Origin of the sequence: uncultured Shewanella sp., assembly GCF_947491715.1 — a bacterium.
Lineage (GTDB): Bacteria > Pseudomonadota > Gammaproteobacteria > Enterobacterales > Shewanellaceae > Shewanella.
On record NZ_CANLKR010000059.1, the window covers coordinates 1 to 19,649 of the forward strand.

Here is a 19,649-nt window from a genome sequence, read left to right on the forward strand (position 1 = left end):
GTTGTCGCCCGTAAGCGCACCAAATAAGGCATATGATAAGCATCACTGCCTCCCTCAAATTGCTCAATAAACCATAACCGCTCTTGGGCAAACGAGAGTGGTGTTTGGAGGCTGACATCCCTTTTCGGGATCTGAAATTGTTGATGACTGAGATTAGCGGCTAATAGAGCAATATTTGAATGAGTAAATAATTCAGCCAGTGGAATATCAATATTGGCAATCTCTCTGGCTTTAGCATTTAACCTGATTGCACTGATAGAGTTCCCACCGATATGAAAGAAATTATCATGTATCCCTACTTGTTCCAGTCCAAGCACCTCTTGCCAAATTTGACATAGCTGCCGCTCAACCTCATTACGAGGCGGCGCGTAGTCTTCATCATTAACCAGTATAGGCTCAGGCAGCGCCTCTTTATCCAACTTGCCATTCATCGTTAATGGAATTTTATCAAGCACTGTCACACTGCTTGGGATCATGTACTCAGGCAACTTATCCACTAACACATCCAAGAGAGAATGGGTATCTAACGATAATGCCAATTCTGAAATATGACGTGATATTGAACGGCGATCATTTTTAAAGTGAATGGAGTCAAAAGCCATTTCAGGCACCACGAAAGCGGCTAAAAAATGACTATTTTCTGATTTATAGTCGATAACTACCGCTTGCTTAATACCGCCTATTTCTTCTAATGCTGTTTCGATTTCACCCAGTTCAATTCGATGACCGCGAATTTTAACTTGAGCATCATTCCGTCCTAAATACATTAAGCTTCCATCGGATAGATAACGAACCAAGTCACCGGTTTTATAGAGATAGGAAGCCTGAGTACCCAACCTTGTATTTTGCTCTAACGGATCCGTAATGAAATTTTCTTTTGTTAAACTTGGTCTATTTAAATACCCTCTGGCGACGCCTACACCACCAATATACAATTCTCCCTCAGCCCCAATAGCGGTTAATGCTTTTTGTTTATTCAAAATATAAAGAAAAGTATTCGAAATCGCTTGCCCAATGCCCACACAATGGGGATCAGTAATGGTCTTTTGAGTCGCACAAACTGTCGTTTCTGTGGGCCCATATTGATTAAAAAAGAGGGGAGTAGGTAAACACGATAAAGGGTGCAGTACTTCTCCTCCGGTATGCAAAACCTCTAAATTTGATTGTGCAAGGGCCTCTGAAAACGTATTCACAATAGCAGTAGGTAAAAACGCTTTAGTAATATTATTTTGCTGAATTAATGCCAGTAGCGCATCAATATCCGACTGTGCCTGAGTAGGCACTATTGTCATTGTAGATCCTGAGCAAAGGCTGGGAAATATTTCAAATACAGAGGCATCAAATGCATAATTAGAAAAAAACAGCGTTTGGGTACCTGATTTAAGTTGATGAGTATCAACAATAAAAAAAATCAAGTTACTCACACTTCGGTGCTCTATCATTACTCCCTTAGGCTTTCCTGTCGTACCCGATGTATAGATGACATAGATTAAGTCACTGACTTGATGAATAGGAACAAGATCCCGCTGTGGCTGTTTAGACAAACTCTCATCATCTGCAATAACAAGCGTACAATTCGTTTCTTGATGGCCAAACTGTAACCATTCATTTAATTCCTTTGCATAACAAGCTTTCGTAATAATAAAAGGTGCAGCCGTATCTTCAATCATGAACATAACCCGCGCCTGAGGTGCTCCTGGGGTAATGGGAACATAAGCCCCTCCAGCTTTCATAACCGCTAATATGCTGATCACCATCTCCACACTTCTATCTAAATACAGTGCAAATAACATATCGGCTCGTAACGGTGTTTGAAACACAAGTTCAAACCGGCGACGAAGATAATGAGCTAATTGATTCGCTCTTTGATTCAGTTCACGATAAGTCAATGTCAATTCGTTATAAACCAGTGCAAGATTATCAGGTGTGCGTATCACTTGATTTTCAAACAATTGGGAAACGGTTTGCTTTTCTTCATAAAGCTTTACACTCTGCTGCTGCCTTTGCAGTAAAACATCACAATCTTTCTCAGAAACCTCTTTTAATGTGTAAATTGGCTTCTCACAATCATGTATTCCTTCAGCAATATAGCGTATTAATGTATCGGCTAATCTTTCTATTTCACAGGACGAAAAGTACTGTTTGTGATAATTAACCCTTAATATCAAATGATCTTTATCCGTAAAATCAATAAAACGGATTTCTAGTGGGGTATGGCTATCTTCAGGACTTAAATGAACAATCTCACCAATATCAAATGCACGATCATTAAAATCATACAGTTCATAATTTAAACTAATATCACTACTTAAGACTTCCTTATCACTATTTAACCGTGAGAGATGGCTCTGCGGAAATTGACAATATCGAATGGCTCGTTTAAATGTTTTATTCGACTCAGCTAACAATGTATCAAATGACCACGACTCATTAATATGCAACGCAAGCATGACAGCATCAGAATGCATACCAATCACTCTCATTGCCTGCTGTCCACGGCGACCGTGTAAAGGGGTACTAATAACAACATCACTGAGACCGAGGTGACGAGAGAAAAACAATGCAGCTCCCCCCATCAAAGCAGTTAATACGCTTAATTTTGATTGTTCACAAAATGCCCTTATCTGATAGCTTAATTGAGTCGATAATTCTATATTATGACATTCACTGCCCTGTTGTTTGTAGTATTGGGGCAAATAAGTGGGTGTTCTATCATTTAAAAAGGCCTGCCAATACTCCTTATCCCTCAAGTAGCGATTTGATTGTAAATACGCAAGTGATTTTTGCACTTCGACTTCATATTGAGGTAAATAATGAATAAAGTGAGGCGACTCATTTTTAACCACTTTTGAATAAATATAATTTAATTGCTCATAAATACGATAAACGGCAATTCCATCGACAAACAAATGATGAAAACGAGAAAATAAATAACATTTTCTCGTACTCAATTTAATGACTGCCAGCTGAAATCTCTCCCCTCTGTCTAAACGAAATACTTTTCGGTATTGTCTAGCCATCCATTTCTTTGCCTCACAATGAGGGGAGCTTTTATCAGAAAAATCAATAAATTCAATATTTCCAATGATATCGCCTTGAGGTAATATCTTCTGTAAAGGAACACCATTATCTTGTTGTACCAACTCAAGCCTTAACGCATCGGCATGATCGATTAACAATTGCCAAGCTAGCTGTAACTTATTTAAATCATATACTTGTTGGACTTCAGAATAACATCCTATATTATACATTGGATTGTTAGGCAAGATAACTTGCTCAAAGTAAACATTTTCTTGGGCACTATGGAAGGGAAAAAGCGTCGAAGAGGAATTAATCCTTGATATATTAGACATAGAGACAGCACCTTCTAGTACTGATAAACCCTAATGAAGCCCACTATTCTATTCATGAAAGAGTGGTAATACAGTTTATCCGTAAACAACCTCTACTTTAGCATTAAGCCATTAACACTAAAGTAGGCTCAATATAATCATAGACTATTTAACCCATTTCATTTTAAGTAAGACTAAAGTGTCAATTGCTGCACATTAACAGAGTCCCTATAATTAAACGCACTGGAACCTACCTTCCCAATCGAAATTTATCTTTCTCACATCGAATTGTGGAATAAAAAAAGGAATTTCAAACACCTTTATTTATCATTATTTTGGAGCATACTCTTGCAACAATCATTCGCAAACCCCGCACCGCTCGGACTCATGGGTTTTGGCATGACCACCGTTTTACTCAACATTCATAACGCCGGATTTTTTCCTATTAGTGCCATGATCTTAGCAATGGGATTGTGTTACGGCGGACTCGCACAAATTATTGCCGGAATAATGGAGTATCGCCGCAACAATACTTTTGGTATGACGGCCTTTATCTCTTATGGACTCTTCTGGTGGAGTTTAGTCCTACTGCTCATTATGCCTAAAGTGGGAATAGCCGATGCAACACCATCAGCCTATATGGGGTGCTATTTATTCATGTGGGGAATATTTACCTTATTGATGACAATAGGAACATTCAAGTATAACCGCGTTAAACAAGCTATTTTTGCGGGCCTAACATTACTCTTTTTCTTATTAGCCCTTCGAGACTTCACCCATAATACTTTCATCGGTATGATTGCAGCTTATGAAGGTATTCTTGTCGGCGCATTAGCCATTTACTTAGCCATGGCACAAGTCCTTTCAGAGCAATTTGGCCGAGCTGTTTTACCCATAGGCGAAAAACATTTAAAAGCCGTTTAAAGTGCAAAATAGCAGCATAAAATCTATTATTGCTGCTCTTTTCTCAACGCCATATTGAGCCATTGACACTTACATCATCAAAAAGCATCACCCATTCGTTCACACAAGTCGCATTACTAAGCAGTATTTCACCTCATCATCGTTAGAATCTTCTGTGGTTGATGAAACGAATCAAGTGCTTCGATATGATAGTAAGGATCCATATCTGTTAATACAAAGCAAACCTTAGATAGACTCAAGATCCCAACCCCAAAAAACATTTTAATCCATTTTCTATTTCAGCTTCAGCCAATTTTTTCACCCAGCCCTTTGTGTACTGGTCAACCCAAATTGGATACTTTTAGTTGACCAGTGGATCCTGAGGAGGTGAAGTTGACGTTTCAGTGGTAGGTAGAAGTTCACCAATTTGATTTAGGTGTTCAACATGCCCTTAAGACATTGAGCGATACATAATCTCATTACCATCTTTATCATGCTCAAGTACAGTCTGTAAATGATCTGTTCTCTTATCTTTTTTTAGATTTTTTTCTTTTATCTAAAAATTTCTTCCCCATGCGCTTCCGTCAATTCCAAGGGAGCCACCCATTTCATGGCCCGCTCTAAAGAGCATGAGATTTATATATTAGCTGCACGTAGGAGCTAGGACGCAATCCACCCGCCATGCCTATCGGATCGGGTGATAAATATTGGCAGCTGTCGAGATCATAATAGCTATATCGGTTGTAACTCTTTACCCAAAGAATGACCCAGTCTCACCATCATAGACTTGGCCCACTTCCTTATAATAAAGAGACGTAAGTCGCATACCACAGGATCATTGGCGGCTTGTTCAAGGTATTGGCGTTCAGGTTTATTACTCAAACTATCGCTAATGCTATCAAAGCTGCCCCATAACGACTGTTTACCCCGCCATTCCACGTGTCCATCTTCACTACAAAGCTCTCGGGGCCATGCAGTAAATAAAGAGCAGCATGATCATTGATGATATAGTGAAGTTGGGGAGCGAGATTAGTTTGTTCGACATTAGTCTCTTTTATCACCCGCTGCGCCAGTGGCCTGAACGAATCCGGTTCGCTCTTTATGAAAGCTCATGCCTTCGGCATTGGCCACTGGGTGGTGTCGTAAAGGATGTCATCGGCCTAAGGCTTTCATGAGAAGAGACGCTGCTGTTCAATTAAATTATCGCCGTCCCAGAGGTAATGGATTTAAATACGCTTAAAAAGAAAAGGGCTTTAAGCCCTTTCCCATTAATTTTATCTTGACTGTTGATTACATTTTCCCTATTCAATCATTTCTTTTAGCTTACCTGTCGTAAAATCAATGTATTTTTCATTGTAATAGTCTTCCATAAAATCAGAAAGTTTTCTTGCTGCTTCATCTGGAGAATGAGCAAGGCACGTTTTTTCTATTAATTTTGTGCGTTTTTTCTTTCCTTTAAGCCACACATTTAAGTTAATATCATATTCTAATATAAAATTATCCCAATCTGTGACCCTACATCCTGCATCCACAACACAAACCACCATGTTATTATCTTTCAAAAGTTCATGTTTGCTATAAAAAACAGTATAATTAATGAAAAATTCTTTAGCTAAAAACCTCTGATTTTCACATTGAATATTTTCAAAGCTATCTTTATCTAAATAAAAAACATTATTTTTATCCACTTGCCATCCACTCGGAACATAAAACTCACGAACAGGTTGAAATAACTTTCTAAAATCCATCAATTAGCACCTTTTAAATATGAATTATATTTTCCTTCGGAAATAGGATGTCCATGAAATTCAGGGTTAGGATTTTTTGTAACCTCAACTCGCATAAACTGCGTTGCTTTACCTTCATTATATCCGATTGTTCTACCAGCATCATATACGTAGTAATCAGAACCACCATCCTGAGGAACCCGAACACCATTTCGTAAACCTTCTTTTTCTATTTTGTTCCTAAAAGCTGTTACATTACTTTCTGTTGCTTTATCAGGTAATTCATCACTCCAATATTGTGCAGCTCCTCCATTTGAGGACTTACTTTTTGCCTCGTTAACAGATGATGCTTTTGTATGTTTATCATACTCTCCCGAGGTTGAATGATGTCGTTGTCTTCTCTCGTTTTTCTCTGCTTCACGTCCTTTAGGACAACTGGCCAGTCCTAACGGATCCACCCACTCCATGGGATTGTGCACATAGGAACTTGGACGCAATCCACCTGCCATGCCGATAGGGTCTGGTGTTAAATACTGGCAGCTATCAGGATCGTAATAGCGATGGCGATTATAGTACAAGTTGGTTTCAGAATCATACACTTGCCCTTGGTAGCGTAGATCACAAACCACAGGATCATTAGCCGCCTCCTCCAGATATTGCCGCTCTGGTAGACGGCTGTTTGATACCGAGTTGAACTCGCCCCATAACGACTGCTTACCCCGCCACTCGACGTGTCCATCTTCTGAACATAACTCTCTAGGTGAGCCTGCGTGATCAGCAATAATATAATGCAACTGAGGCGGCAAACTGCCTTGCTCAGGAGCGGTCTCCTTTATGACTCGCTGCGCTAATGGACGAAAACTCTCTGACTCACTCTTAATAACATCTCATGCCTTCAGCATTGGCCACTGCGTGGTGTCATACAAACAGCCATCTGCCTAAGCCCTTAATAAAAAGCGGCGCTGCTGTTCGATGAGATTATCGCCGTCCCAGAAGTACTGTATTTGAGACGGTTTATTGATCCTACTTTCCTGAGTTTCTTTTCCTGATTGCTTGATTTTAGCCACTCTTCGTCCAAAGGCATCGTAGGCAAATTGGGTTTTGCGGCCATCGAAATGCCGCTCCTCAATAATTTGCCCAGCATCGTTATATTGTTGATATCGAGATCACCATTGAGATCGTTGGGCGTTAAAGCATAACTAAGCCACTTACAACGAGCATCTAACGCTCATTTAGCTATGGGTAGCTTAGTTATTTGACATTATCAATACGCTTCATCTTCATCCACTAATGAATTGATAAACTGATTAAATGTGTCACACAATAATCTTTTATTCTTATTTATATTTTCTTCTGTACTCAAGTCATCAAACCAAGAGTCGGTTGCAAAGAAATATACTTTCCCCATTGAATCAAAACACAAATAATTATTTCCCCAATCAACAGCAAATGGAACTAAATCATTAGGTAAGTATCCTTTAGAAATCCCCTTTTCATATGTTTCTTCTAATGTACCACCGCCCGAAGAATCCTCTTTCATAGACAAAAAACTGGAAATTATTATTGGTTCATATTCATCTGTAGCAGGGAAAGTATCAGGTTCTGGAGTACCTCCATTATGTTTAAGATAATAATTTTTTATGTCCTCTGAAAAAGTCACACCCAACTTCTTCTCCAAGCTTGTAATTTCCTCAATTGACAATTTTCGGCCACAATCAGAAAAAATAATCATTGGCATAACCCACCTTTATTTAATATTTAAAGCACAACATTTTTTTGGTTTGGATTTAGGCTCAGCCCCTTTAAGCCAACCGTTTTCTTTAGATGTTAATATTGCTTCCTGCGAATCATATTCCACACCAAAGTGTTTTTCATATTGAGAGACCGATCCCCCATGAGGAAATGTTGCTTCATGAGCCTCACGTTTAACCAATTGCATCGTCGTATAACCTGTATTAGGATCAAAATCATCAACATGATGCCATGTGTAACCTTTAGCATCTTTTCTAGCAATACCTGCAGCCTTAAAAGACTGCGTAAAATCTCGACCTCTGGAGCCTTGCATAGGTATTTTAACTATATTACTTTGGCTATTGTTCACAGGGAATAACTCAGAAGAACCTGTAAAGTCAACTCCTGGATAACGAGACAACCCCAAAGGATCCACCCACTCCATAGGATTGTGTACATAAGAACTTGGACGCAATCCCCCCGCCATACCTATTGGGTCTGGGGTTAAATACTGACAGCTGTCCGGATCATAATACCTAAACCTATTGTAATACAATCCCGTTTCAGAATCATACACTTGCCCATACCTGAGATCACAAATGACGGGATCATTAGCAGCCTCCTCCAGATATTGCCTTTCCGGCAGGCGGCTATCACTGATGCTCTTGAACTCGCCCCACAGTTGCTGCTTACCCCGCCATTCCACATGTCCGTCCTCTGAGCATAACTCCCTAGGCGATCCAGCATGATCAGCAATAATATAATGCAACTGAGGCGGCAAACAGCCTTGCTCAGGATCAACCTCCTTTATGACTCGCTGAGCTAATGGACGAAAACTCTCTGACTCACTCTTAATAACATCTCATGCCTTCAGCATTGGCCACTGCGTGGTGTCATACAAACAGCCATCTGCCTAAGCCCTTAATAAAAAGCGGCGCTGCTGTTCGATGAGATTATCGCCGTCCCAGAGGTAATGGATTCGGCTGGCTTTATTTTCACCCTTATTTGAGTCTGCTTTAGCTTGTTTGACCTTACTAACTCGTCTGCCAAACGCATCGTATTGACTCTTTGTTGACAAGAAGACCAAGTGTCTCCGTTGGGCACACAAACTTTAATCAGCCTATCTTCTTCATCCCATTCAAATTTTGTCACTTGAGGTCTAAACCCCTTTTTATCAGTGACTTTCTCAAATACGCGGCCACAGAGATCGTAGTGGTAGGTGTGCTCGCCGATGCGCTCGACGCGGCCGCCTTTTTGGTACTTAAGCTGTTTTTCTAAGCGTTTAGCGGCGAAATCAATAATATTGCTGTTAGGCCTTACCAGTGGATTGGCCGCTTTAACTTGCGCAGCATAATTGCTGGCATTAGCACTGGCATTAGACAGGTCAAGCTGATTAACGGCGGTGAGGTTTTGCACTTCGTCGTAATCAAATTGCTTTACGTCGGCGCGCTGGCTCAAAGGCGCTTGCTGAGTAAGCTGGGTGATTTGGCCATTGGCATTGTGCTTAAACTGACTCTTGCCCCAGTGAGGTTCATCGATTTCAGTAATGCGCGCTAACGCATCATACTGATAACGGCGCTGCAGGGCTTGAAAAGAATCGGGCTTAATTAGACCTTTCATTCACTGAAAAATAGCTCAACCCAGCATAACAAATAACCAAATCCATAATTATTACCTAATAGCCAAAGTCTGTTAAGATTTTGGCTCAGTTTCTATGTCAAAAAAAGCAATACTGGCCTTTCTGTAGAGGGGGGGACAATTATTAGTGTATTACTCAGGTTCTTCTACAAAAGAGTTTATAAACTCTTCAAATGAATCCCATTCTCCATAAATAGAAGCCTCCTCTTCCAATACATAAAAATAAATTCGACCAAGCTCCTCCTCTTTTAAAGAAACAGCAAAACTCCCCGATCCAGGATCATAAGCAAAAGTTATCAATTCCCCAACTTTAAAGCCCACAGGTAAAGAGTCTTCGGTAGCCCATTTGAAATTTTTAATAATATCATCTACTGAATCAAATGCGTTAACAGGAAATAAATGATTTTTATCATGTACACATGACGGTGTAGGTTGACCACCATTAAATTTCATGTAATGTTTCTTCATTCCTAACGGTAATTTATACCCTATTTCTTTCTCTAAAGTACCCCATGTGAGCTCTGTAATCTGTTCATCACATAAATCAAAATCAAGTTTACTCATTTTAATCACCATGTTTTAAAAATATATTTATTTCCTGTAGCTTGCTTATATTGGCTTACACCTCCGCTATGAGGAATTCCCCTATGTGCATCTTTGTGAACCAATTGCATAGTACCTTTATTTGTAGCAGAGTCATAATCATCAACATGATGCCAAACATAATCTTTAGGAGTTGACTTTTGACCAAAAGCAGCCATGTTTGCAGCTTTAAAATCTTCATGGTAATTACCAGTATATTCTATTGTTTGAATAGGGTTGACATCAGGTTTTTTAGAATTGACATATAATGCATTACTTTCACTATAATCCAATCCCATATTTTCATTTTGTTTTACCCCGTTATATCCACGTTCTTGTAATTTGCCTAAAGCACACTTAGCCAATCCCAAAGGATCAACCCACTCCATGGGATTATCTACGTAGGAGCTTGGTCTAAGACCTCCCGCCATGCCGATAGGGTCTGGGGTTAAATATTGGCAACTGTCCGGATCGTAATATCTGTGACGGTTATAGTAAAGGTTTGTTTCTGCGTCAAAAACCTGACCTTGGTATCTTATATCGCAACCGACAGGGTCATTGGCCGCTTGTTCGAGGTATTGGCGTTCAGGTAAGCGGGTGTTTGATACCGAGTTGAACTCGCCCCATAACGATTGCTTGCCGCGCCATTCCACATGCCCGCCCTCTGAACATAACTCTCTTGGCGAGCCAGCATGGTCGTTAATAATGTAATGCAGCTGAGGCGGTAAACTACCTTGTTCAGCGCCAGTCTCCTTAATCACTCTTTGGGCTAATGGACGGAAACTCTCCGGCTCGTAGGTCCATTGTGTGGTGTCATAAAGCGTGCCATCGGCATAGCGACGCTGTTGTTCTATTAAATTATCTCCATCCCAGAGGTAATGGATTTTTTCGGGTTGATTAGCTCTTTTACTGCCAGCTTCCCCGCTCTGCTGCTTAATCTTGGCCACACGGCGGCCAAAGGCATCGTATTGATAGAACCAAGTGTCGCCGTTGGGCACTGTTGCTCGAATGAGCCTGTCTTCTTCGTCCCATTCAAAGCGGGTGACTTGCGGGCGAAAGCCTTTCTTGTTGGTAACCTTTTCAAATACGCGGCCACAGAGATCATAGTGGTAGGTGTGATCGCCGATGCGCTCGACCCGGCCGCCTTTTTGGTACTTAAGCTGTTTTTCAAGACGCTTAGCGGCAAAGTCGATGACATTTTTATTGGCAGTATTATTTGAAGCGACAGCACTTGTATTAGCACTGGTATGAGCCGAGCCAAGGACGTTCACGGCAACCAAGTTTTGCACTTCATCGTAGTCGAACTGCTTGATGCTGGCTTTTGCCTCGGTCCAAGGTTGTTCGTGTTTTTGATGAGTGATTTGGCCGTTAGCGTTATGTTTAAACTGGCTCTTACCCCAATGGGATTCGTCGATTTCAGTAATGCGCGCCAGCGCATCATACTGATAACTGCGTTGCAGCGCTTGGAAAGAGTCCGGCTTGATTGGCCCTTTTAAATCGGCACGACTGCCACCAAAACTGCTATTAGGATCTTGACTCTGACTCTGTTTATGCTGAGAGTGCTGGGCGTGATGCTCATGCTGATAGCCCATGAGTTGCTGGCTGAGTAAGTCGCCGCCTAGGCTCCACTCTTGAGCTAAATCAAATCCTTGACCATTGGAGCGGAAGGTCTCTAAGCCTTGGTTGTTGCGCTCAAATAGCAGGGCTTGATGTTCGCTAATTTGTACGCCATTTAATAACCCTTGCTGATAATCGAGTTGTACTTGATAAGGACTGTTTATCAATGAAGGCTCAGGGCTGTTTATAACTGAAGGCTCAAGACTGTCATTCTCTAAGGACCGCTCTAGGCTGTCGTTTTCTAAGGGCCGCTCAAGGCTGTTTATCCCAATGCGCTCACCAGCAGCATCGTATTCACTGCTGAGCACTTGGCCGTTGATGGTCTCTTTTATGCGGCGACCGCTTAAGTCATATTCATATTCGACCACCACCTTATTTGCTGAGTCACTATTTACAGTCGACACGCGTTTGCGGCGACTGTCATCCACCGTGGCCTTGATGAGTTGGGAGGCGTCGTCGTATTCAAAGAACGTATTTGACGCGACTATGTAACGAGGTTTTTCTGCTGTTTGCGTGGTTTTTTGAGCCGTTTGCTTAGCCGCTTTTTTATCGTTTAGCGGCTTTGCCAAGGCAAAAGCTTGCTTTTGAATGAGACGGCCAAGCGCATCGTAATAAAAACGCAGCTGCGCGCCATCGGGGGTGGTGCGCTTAGCCACGCGGCCCAGCTCATCGTAGGCAAATTGGGTTTTACGGCCATCAAAGTGACGCTCCTCAATAATTTGCCCAGCCTCGTTGTAGCCATAGCGCCATTGATCTTTTTGGCTATTAATGACACCCGAAAATTGTCCATCGCCGTTGTACATGTACAGAGTGCGGTGACCTAAGGGATCGGTGCTCACCTTTAACATATCAAAGGCGCCGTACTCATAACCGTACACTTGCCCGAGGGGATCGATAACTTTGGTGAGATTGCCTTCGATATCGTATTCAAAGCGCTGCTCAGTGCCGTCTTCGAAAATCACTTTTTCGGGTGTAGGTGAAGTATTTTGATATTTCCAGCGCCTGACTAGCTGCTTCTCTTTATTAAAAGCAGCTGAGGACTCTTTATTAAAAACAGCTGAGGGCTCTTTATTAAAAGACGTTGAGGGCTCTCGACCAGCTGAGGGCTCTTGCTTATTACCGTCAAAAGGCTCTTGATTTAGAGAGGCTGAAGGCTGCGCTTCACCTTTAACAAAAGTGCGGCGCTCGGTTAAGCGACCTAAGGTGTCGTAATGAAAGCCAATTTTATGGCCCAGTGGCGGTAATATCGACTCAATTTGACCTTGAGCGGTATAACTAAAGGCCATTGAAAGGCCATCGGGGGCGGTGCGTGAGATGAGCTGACCTTTTAAATTGTAGCCGTAATGCCAAGCCGCCCCTAGCGGATCTTGCGCCTTGAGTAAGTTGCCTTGCGCGTCATAGTCATATTGCCAAGTCGCCCCTAAGGGGTTAATGACGCTAGTCAATAAGCCATCTTCATTATAAGTGTATTGCTGCTCACTGCCATCGGGGGCTATGACCTTAGTGACTTGCCCCCAATCATCGTACGTGTACTCTGTCCGTTCACCTAGGGCATTGGTTTCACTCACCAGCTGATTGTCTTGCCATATCGACACCGTGACATACCCATTGGCATCGATATGTTTGACGATGTTGTTACGCTCATCGCGGTAAAAGCACTCAATACCTTTTAGAGGACTTTTATAAAAAATAACCTTATTGGCATCATCATACCGGGTTTGATCTTGCCAGCGGCCATCACTTCCTCGCGTGCTTAAAGTTCGGCCTTGTTCATCATAAGTGTGTTCAATCCAGGTTTTATCTAAGTCTGACCAACGCAATAAATTATCTTGATGGTCGTACTCATAATCAAAATTCTTACCCGCATCCCCCCTGACCTTAACTAATTGCCCTGCGCGGTTATAGCTAAAACGTGCCAAGGCTTTAAGGGGGTGTTTATTCTCATCACATAAAGTCAGCGCCTCGATGCGACCTTTATGTAATTCAACCTTAATGCCTTGCTGCTTATCACTGGAATTAGCACTGAGATCAGCACCTAAGTGGATCCACTTTAGTTTTGTGCGCTCATAAATAAACCGCAGCCCATTGCCGTTGGCGTCGCTAATGCTGGTGAGTAACAGCGTGCTTTTACCTCTAGTTGCCGCCGCGTTATTATCCTTACTGTTATTGGCACTTTCATCAGCACTGCTATCGACACTCTTGTCGGCACTGTTACCGACACTCTTATCAACAAGGATAGGATTAAAGCCCGTATGATTAAAACCATAAACCGTGCCATCGAGGTGACGCATATATAAGCGCCCTTTTAATCGCTCAAGGCGCCATTTGGGCATGTGGGGTGCTCGCTCTGAGCCGCCCTCATCGGGCAAAACATAATGGGCCTCACCGCCTTTATCGTCGGTAAACACCACCATGCCATCAGTAAGGGTTAACGTCATGTCCCAATTACTGCGCCAAGTGCGGCCCAATAATCCGGGAATTTTATCTTGACCGGAATGATAAAAACGCTTATGGATCAGCGGCACTAAGCCTTGCAAGGTAAAATCGGTGCGCCACTCCACCGCATTGCCTGTGGCCATATCCACAGGATCCCCCTTACACTTTTCCGCTTTATCTGTCTTAGCAGTATTATTATGCTGCTTAACTTTATCTTTTTTCTGCACCACCTCTGTGGTGTTTTTATTGACGTCCGCTTTACCGGCATTCACAGGTTCCAACGGATCTTTGGTGCCTTTAGGTCTGGGAGTACCACTGAGCTTAGTGAAGATTTTCTCAATAAATTCATCAACTTTTTTAGCCACCCAATCCAGCATTTCATCGACTTTTTTCGACAACATCTCCATGGCTTTGATCATGCCATCAAAGCCATCTTTCAATAATCTGACAATCCAGTTACTTTTTGCGGCATTGTTGAGGGCTTTTTTTAAGCCTGCAATGATTTGATTGAGTAGATCCAGCGCCTTATTGCCATATTCTTTAATTTTGCTGGCAAAGCCACTTAAAAATGTCACTACGTTGCCATTGGATAAACTGCGCAGCGCTTTAATGCCCTTTTGAATGGCTTTATTGTCACTCTTTTGCAGCGCATTAATAATCGTTTTACCTGTCTTTTTAAGGGCATCACCTAGGCCTGGCACAAATCCGATAATGGCTAAGGTGCCCATGGCCCAGTGCAGGGGATCGCTGCGGCTCGCCTCTTCGCTGTAGGTCGTCCAGCCCCACTGACCCACGTCATATAAATCCATGGCTTGACCCACCACAGGTACAAACCCGAGTGCGATTTCGCAAAACAATAAAATAGATGAATTATCATTGGCATCACTGCTCACCTCAGCAGGCAAGCTAGTATGAATTTTATTAACCGATTGCCTTAAGGCTAAACTGCCGTCGTTGATCTGTTCATTCAACTCCCAAAAACGTTCATAGGCGGGCTCATATTCATCGGGAATGTTTAAAAAGAGGCTAGTGTCATCCACATCGACCTTGTTATTATTACTGTCATCGGCATCGTAAACGATATAACCTTTATTTTGTAAAATAACGAATAAGCTAAAATACTCACCCGCCAACGCCGCATATTCGGGGTTAGCCTGCAAGACTGGGTTATTGATTTCAGTCTCGGGCGCCTTAAACTCATCGCTCCCCTCTTCAAGCAATAAATCAAAGCTGCCGCAGCCCATGTCTTCAATGAGACACAAGCCCTTATCATCGGTTTTTCCCGTCACCTTGGTATTATTACTGTCTGTTAGCTCAAAAGGGGCATTAGGCACAGGCTTGCCATCGTCATAATGATAATAAATCAACGCACTGCAGCCACACTCTGTGCAACCGCCGGATAAGGTATTATTGGTGCTGAAATTTTTCTTGGCCGCTTCTGAGCTGGAGATCAGTTCGGCTTTTTTATTCTGGCTATTGTTTGCGGTACTGTTATTACTATTATTATCACTGCCCATACTGACGCGTTTCCTTTCAACTATTTTGGCTTACCTGCTCATTCGATTAGTGTTCGCTCAAACGGCTTCACTTTGATCCATTAACTTAACTGCGTCATGGCCGCTTCATGTAATTTATCCATTTTACCCACTGCGCCTTTTTGCTTATTCTGTGTGAGCACCGACTTCGCCCAAGGCTGCTCAACAAAGTCTTGGCCAAATACCACGGACAAGCTTAAAAAACGCACCTTATCTTGGGGGTTATTAAACCCAAAGCCTGTCGATAAGGTCATTTGCTCTTCAATAAACGCCCACATTTGCTTATCATTCCACTCTTTCGTTTCCCCATGGTGTTGATGTAAATGCGCTTGATATTCTTGGTACTGCTCTTTTCGCGTCATTTGTGCAAGGGCCAACTGCTGAGGCTGGCTCAATGTCTTCGGCCACTTAGCGTCAACTTCAACGGGCTGTTTATTCAATGCCTGCAGCGATTGCCACGGTGCTAACGTTCGCTTGTCATCGGTCTCTTTCTTTGCTTGCTCAGGCCGGATATACATAAAACCGTCAATCTGACCAAATAAAGCGAATAATGCTTGTGCATCACTGGCCTGCAACAAAGTGGATAGCACTTGCCAGTCCGATAAGCGCAAGACTTGCTGACCGTCATTGGTGTCAACGACGGTCCATTGGCGCAAATGGCTCAGTAACGCATTAAATTGCTGGGCGGGAGTCAAAGCATTTTGCTGCTTATCAAGTATAATCGCGACTCCCCAGCCGTCTTGATAACAGACTTCTTCTTCGATTTGCGACCAATTATCAGTGGTTACTGGCAATAAATACGGTGAAATCGATCCATGGATCCGACCTGCTTCCCCCCAATACAAACGGCAAGCTTCACCGCGACCTTGAGTTAATTCATCACTAATACTGGGGATCCATTCATTCAGCACGGTTTCCGCTAAAATAAAACAGCCTCCATGCTTCACGCTTTCCAGCCAATATTCATGGCTATGGCTTGCAGTGATTAACAGGGGATTATCGATTGTATCCATATAAAAATGGCTTCCTTTTTATTCACCTTTATTCTCTTTAACACTCGATGCATTCACAGCGAACCTTGAGTACACATCCAACCTTTGATAAACAGCAAGCTATGAGTACGCAGCAAACCTTTACCAAACAGTAAAGCAATAAGCAGTTTACATGCCAAAAGGTATGTTAATGATTTATATAACATTGTTAAAATTAACGCCTTCACTCTGGGCAATAAATTGCTCAAAACGAGCAATAAGTTGCCCAGCGGGCAATAAATTGCCTAAAGACTGAAAGCCATGATACGAAGAAAAAAGAAGAAACGAAGCTGATATTGCTAAAAAAATAGCTTATTTAAGAATGAGTTCAAGTCATAAAAATGATTACTCAGATGACTTTTGCAGTTGTAACCCACTGACTAAAACTAACGCAAAGAAATAAACCAGTGTCATTAGGATCATCGGTGCGTGAGTAGAAATATTCATCAATGCGCCCCCTAAAATAGACACTATTGCACATCCACTGGTAAATAAAGACACAGTGATCCCCATCACCCAACCTTGACTTTTCTCATCCACAGCATCGGAAAAGAGTTTCAACATAGTGGTATACGCCAGCGAAAAACCCAGCATAAAAATAACCACCACAATATAAGGCAAATACGCTTTATTAAACACAGTCAGCACCAAACACATCAGCGCCATGATCAACACACCCAGCTGAATAATGAGTTTAGACTCAAAGCGTTTATGCATAAAGGGCACTAACACCATTCCTCCAAACGCTGCTGAGATACCGTATAAAATCATCACCATACTGTTATTCAATACCGTAAAGTGATAGAGCTTCAATAGTAAGGTTGAAATGAAGATATAAAAAATATTATAAGCAAATTGCATAGTAAAAAATGCAATGGATAAATTCCTCACCAATCGATTATGCTTAATAATCGAAAATTGGGTAATAAAATCCGTTAAATGAAATCGATAATTATCTCGACGGGTTTGCTGCTCTTTAAACCATAAAAGCAGTAAACCAATATTCAATGCAATCAACACCAATAAAATCTCAAAGGGCAAACGGTTATTAAAGTCTGGCGACAGCAAACTGTCTGAAAAAATGCCGCCAATGGCTGGCCCTAAGATCATCCCCAATGCAAACGCAGACACCGTATAACCTAAATATCGTGCTTTATTGTGTTCATTACTCATATCCACGATGGCAGCTTGCGACACAGCTTGATTGCCCGATGTTATGCCCGCAACCATACGCCCCAATAACAGCAACCAAAAGCTTTTAATCACAATGGCGAGCAAGGTTAAACCATAACCTATGAACATACCGACGAGGCAAATAAACAGTGCCCGCTTTCGGCCAATGGCATCAGACAATCGAGATAAAAATGGCGCACCTAAAAACCAAAATAAGAAAAACAGCCCCACCATCACACCATAGTAGAGGTTCCGCTGGCTTAATGAGGTCCCAGCAGGTAAAAAATCTTGCGAGGGGTTATTAATTAAATTATTAACGATAGGGAAAAACATGCCCATCCCCGCCGCATCAAGAAAGATAACCAAATATAAAACAAACAATGACTTATTCATGAAGACCCTTTCATCGATAGTCTGTGTTGAAGCTGAGTGCAGAAACGACTTCCTTACTCTGCACTCAGGTTAATCTATAGAGGCTATTGAATAAAAAGTAAATGCACAGGGGTGAATGTTTCAAGCGAAAACACAATTGCTTACCGTGGTTATCTAATCGGATGAGCGGGGAGTTTTACTCATTAAACTGCTTGAATTTATCCCAGACTATCTCTTTGTAAAAAATACTGGCCGCGCCATTTGACGTCACCACTTTCACAACACGGCTCCCGTGGCTCTGAGCATATCTTCCGTGGCCATGCAGTAAATAAAGAGCAGAATGATCGGCAATGATGTAGTGTATATTTACATAGGTTTAATGCTTAAAACCAGTCACCAAGTTGATATTGAGCTAACCGTTTATGAAGTACTCTCTTCAATTAACCATTCAGGTCGATTGTAATCTTTATCAAGCTCCGCCTGATATTGCATTGTTGACTGAAACAAACGTAAACCTTCGTATAAGCCATGCTGCTCAGATAAACGTATAAATTCAGGGTGAAGATGGTAATCAGTACCCAGTATGAATCGATGCGTGGCAAAGGTTTCATGAGCTTTAAGTCCCTCATGAGGAAAAAGCTCTCTTGCCAGTTTTATACTCTCTAAAAACAGGTGATATATATGATCAACACTTAATTCAACCGTCAAATATGCCGACAATCTAAAAAATAATTCTATCGCCATACTATAGTGTCGTTTAGGTTCAATTAATATTTGATATTGCTCCTCTGTTAATGGATAGGGGCTATTCACAGAGTTCGCTTCACCGGGCAAGTCAGCATTGACTCGTGCTAATAAGCGTAAGTCACCTTCTTTGGTTTCTGGCACATACACATAATCCATACCTTGCATAAAATCATTTTTGTCGTGATCCGGCAAAGTTTTCCACCAAGGCAATAAACACTGAACCATGTAAGTTGGAAGCAATTCTTCTTCGCCACTGGGTGTTATTGCATCGAGTTTTAACAGCCATTGCTGATGTAATTCAGTCAATGACAAATGACTGACAATGACTAAGCCAAAATTTTCAATGCCTTTTTCTTGCTCAAGGATCCAGTAAAATAATCGTTCACCGAATTCACCTTCTTCGACCTCAACCAGTAAGGGCGTCATGGGCATCAGTCCTTGATAAGCGCTATGTTCAAATAAATACAACCAGCCCTTACTCTGTTTAAGCTGACCATTATTCCAATAATCCCAAAAGCCTGACACGCACACAGTATCAATGAGCAAATATAGTTTTCTAGGCGAAACCTCAGCTAGCTCAAACTCTTGCACCATAGAAAGCACATCAAAAAAGCGATACAGCTTGTCCATCGAAGGTTCCGTTTGCTTGTGTGTTGCTTGCTGCTCACTTGACATTAAATTCGAAGCCATTCATCCCTTTCCCTGTTATTGTTATTGTTATTGTTATTGCTATTGCTATTGCTATTGTTATTGCTATTGCTATTGCTATTGCTATTGCTATTGCTATTGCTATTGCTATTGCTATTGCTATTGCTATTGCTATTG

At 41.8% G+C, this 19,649-nt stretch carries 13 protein-coding genes and 1 pseudogene; 1 reads left to right on the forward strand and 13 read right to left on the reverse strand.

Annotated elements, in window-relative coordinates:
• A partial coding sequence (locus Q0779_RS22515) for an amino acid adenylation domain-containing protein (protein WP_298776297.1) occupies positions 1-3,353 on the reverse strand: 3,353 nt, incomplete at its 3' end.
• Between the two features lie 327 nt (positions 3,354-3,680).
• On the opposite strand from Q0779_RS22515, the gene Q0779_RS22520 reads away from it, so the two are divergent.
• Positions 3,681-4,256 carry an acetate uptake transporter gene (locus Q0779_RS22520; RefSeq protein ID WP_298776299.1) on the forward strand — a complete coding sequence of 192 codons (576 nt, stop codon included), beginning with the start codon at positions 3,681-3,683 and terminating at the stop codon, positions 4,254-4,256.
• A 711-nt stretch (positions 4,257-4,967) separates the two neighbouring features.
• Here Q0779_RS22520 and Q0779_RS22525 read toward each other — a convergent pair.
• The 12 genes and pseudogenes from Q0779_RS22525 to Q0779_RS22575 form a co-directional block, all read right to left on the reverse strand.
• Positions 4,968-5,174, reverse strand: coding sequence for a hypothetical protein (locus Q0779_RS22525; RefSeq protein ID WP_298776301.1), 207 nt, complete (start codon positions 5,172-5,174; stop codon positions 4,968-4,970).
• Between the two features lie 362 nt (positions 5,175-5,536).
• Positions 5,537-5,983, reverse strand: coding sequence for a hypothetical protein (locus tag Q0779_RS22530; RefSeq protein WP_298776304.1), 447 nt, complete (start codon positions 5,981-5,983; stop codon positions 5,537-5,539).
• On the reverse strand, positions 5,983-6,768 hold the full coding sequence (locus Q0779_RS22535) for an RHS repeat-associated core domain-containing protein (RefSeq protein ID WP_298776306.1): 786 nt from the start codon (positions 6,766-6,768) through the stop codon (positions 5,983-5,985). The genes Q0779_RS22530 and Q0779_RS22535 overlap by 1 nt, the downstream gene beginning before the upstream one ends.
• A 132-nt stretch (positions 6,769-6,900) precedes the next feature.
• A pseudogene (locus Q0779_RS24045) lies at positions 6,901-7,101 on the reverse strand (RHS repeat domain-containing protein); the annotation flags it as partial.
• A gap of 125 nt (positions 7,102-7,226) precedes the next feature.
• Positions 7,227-7,700 carry an SMI1/KNR4 family protein gene (locus Q0779_RS22540; RefSeq protein WP_298776308.1) on the reverse strand — a complete coding sequence of 158 codons (474 nt, stop codon included), beginning with the start codon at positions 7,698-7,700 and terminating at the stop codon, positions 7,227-7,229.
• 9 nt (positions 7,701-7,709) lie between these two features.
• On the reverse strand, positions 7,710-8,474 hold the full coding sequence (locus Q0779_RS22545) for an RHS repeat-associated core domain-containing protein (RefSeq protein WP_298776310.1): 765 nt from the start codon (positions 8,472-8,474) through the stop codon (positions 7,710-7,712).
• A gap of 140 nt (positions 8,475-8,614) precedes the next feature.
• Complete coding sequence (locus Q0779_RS22550) at positions 8,615-9,313, reverse strand: hypothetical protein (protein WP_298776311.1); 699 nt, start codon at positions 9,311-9,313, stop codon at positions 8,615-8,617.
• 150 nt (positions 9,314-9,463) lie between these two features.
• Positions 9,464-9,895 (reverse strand): SMI1/KNR4 family protein, encoded by a 432-nt coding sequence (locus Q0779_RS22555; protein ID WP_298776313.1) that lies wholly within the window; start codon positions 9,893-9,895, stop codon positions 9,464-9,466.
• A gap of 5 nt (positions 9,896-9,900) precedes the next feature.
• Positions 9,901-15,483 carry an RHS repeat-associated core domain-containing protein gene (locus Q0779_RS22560; RefSeq protein WP_298776316.1) on the reverse strand — a complete coding sequence of 1,861 codons (5,583 nt, stop codon included), beginning with the start codon at positions 15,481-15,483 and terminating at the stop codon, positions 9,901-9,903.
• 80 nt (positions 15,484-15,563) lie between these two features.
• Positions 15,564-16,514, reverse strand: coding sequence for a DUF4123 domain-containing protein (locus tag Q0779_RS22565; protein WP_298776318.1), 951 nt, complete (start codon positions 16,512-16,514; stop codon positions 15,564-15,566).
• Positions 16,515-16,877: 363 nt separating this feature from the next.
• Positions 16,878-18,098, reverse strand: a complete 1,221-nt coding sequence (locus tag Q0779_RS22570; RefSeq protein ID WP_298776322.1) for an MFS transporter — start codon at positions 18,096-18,098, stop codon at positions 16,878-16,880.
• Positions 18,099-18,497: 399 nt separating this feature from the next.
• Positions 18,498-19,514: a DUF4123 domain-containing protein gene (locus Q0779_RS22575; RefSeq protein ID WP_298776324.1), complete on the reverse strand. Its 1,017-nt coding sequence runs from the start codon at positions 19,512-19,514 to the stop codon at positions 18,498-18,500.
• Positions 19,515-19,649 lie beyond the last annotated feature (135 nt).

Bases quoted from the DNA above. Each gene is read 5' to 3' on its own strand.
- Q0779_RS22565 (WP_298776318.1), bottom strand. From the start codon at position 16,514: ATGGATACAATCGATAATCCCCTGTTAATCACTGCAAGCCATAGCCAT.
- Q0779_RS22550 (WP_298776311.1), bottom strand. From the start codon at position 9,313: ATGAAAGGTCTAATTAAGCCCGATTCTTTTCAAGCCCTGCAGCGCCGT.
- Q0779_RS22560 (WP_298776316.1), bottom strand. From the start codon at position 15,483: ATGGGCAGTGATAATAATAGTAATAACAGTACCGCAAACAATAGCCAG.
- Q0779_RS22575 (WP_298776324.1), bottom strand. From the start codon at position 19,514: ATGGCTTCGAATTTAATGTCAAGTGAGCAGCAAGCAACACACAAGCAA.
- Q0779_RS22555 (WP_298776313.1), bottom strand. From the start codon at position 9,895: ATGAGTAAACTTGATTTTGATTTATGTGATGAACAGATTACAGAGCTC.
- Q0779_RS22540 (WP_298776308.1), bottom strand. From the start codon at position 7,700: ATGCCAATGATTATTTTTTCTGATTGTGGCCGAAAATTGTCAATTGAG.
- Q0779_RS22570 (WP_298776322.1), bottom strand. From the start codon at position 18,098: ATGAATAAGTCATTGTTTGTTTTATATTTGGTTATCTTTCTTGATGCG.
- Q0779_RS22530 (WP_298776304.1), bottom strand. From the start codon at position 5,983: ATGGATTTTAGAAAGTTATTTCAACCTGTTCGTGAGTTTTATGTTCCG.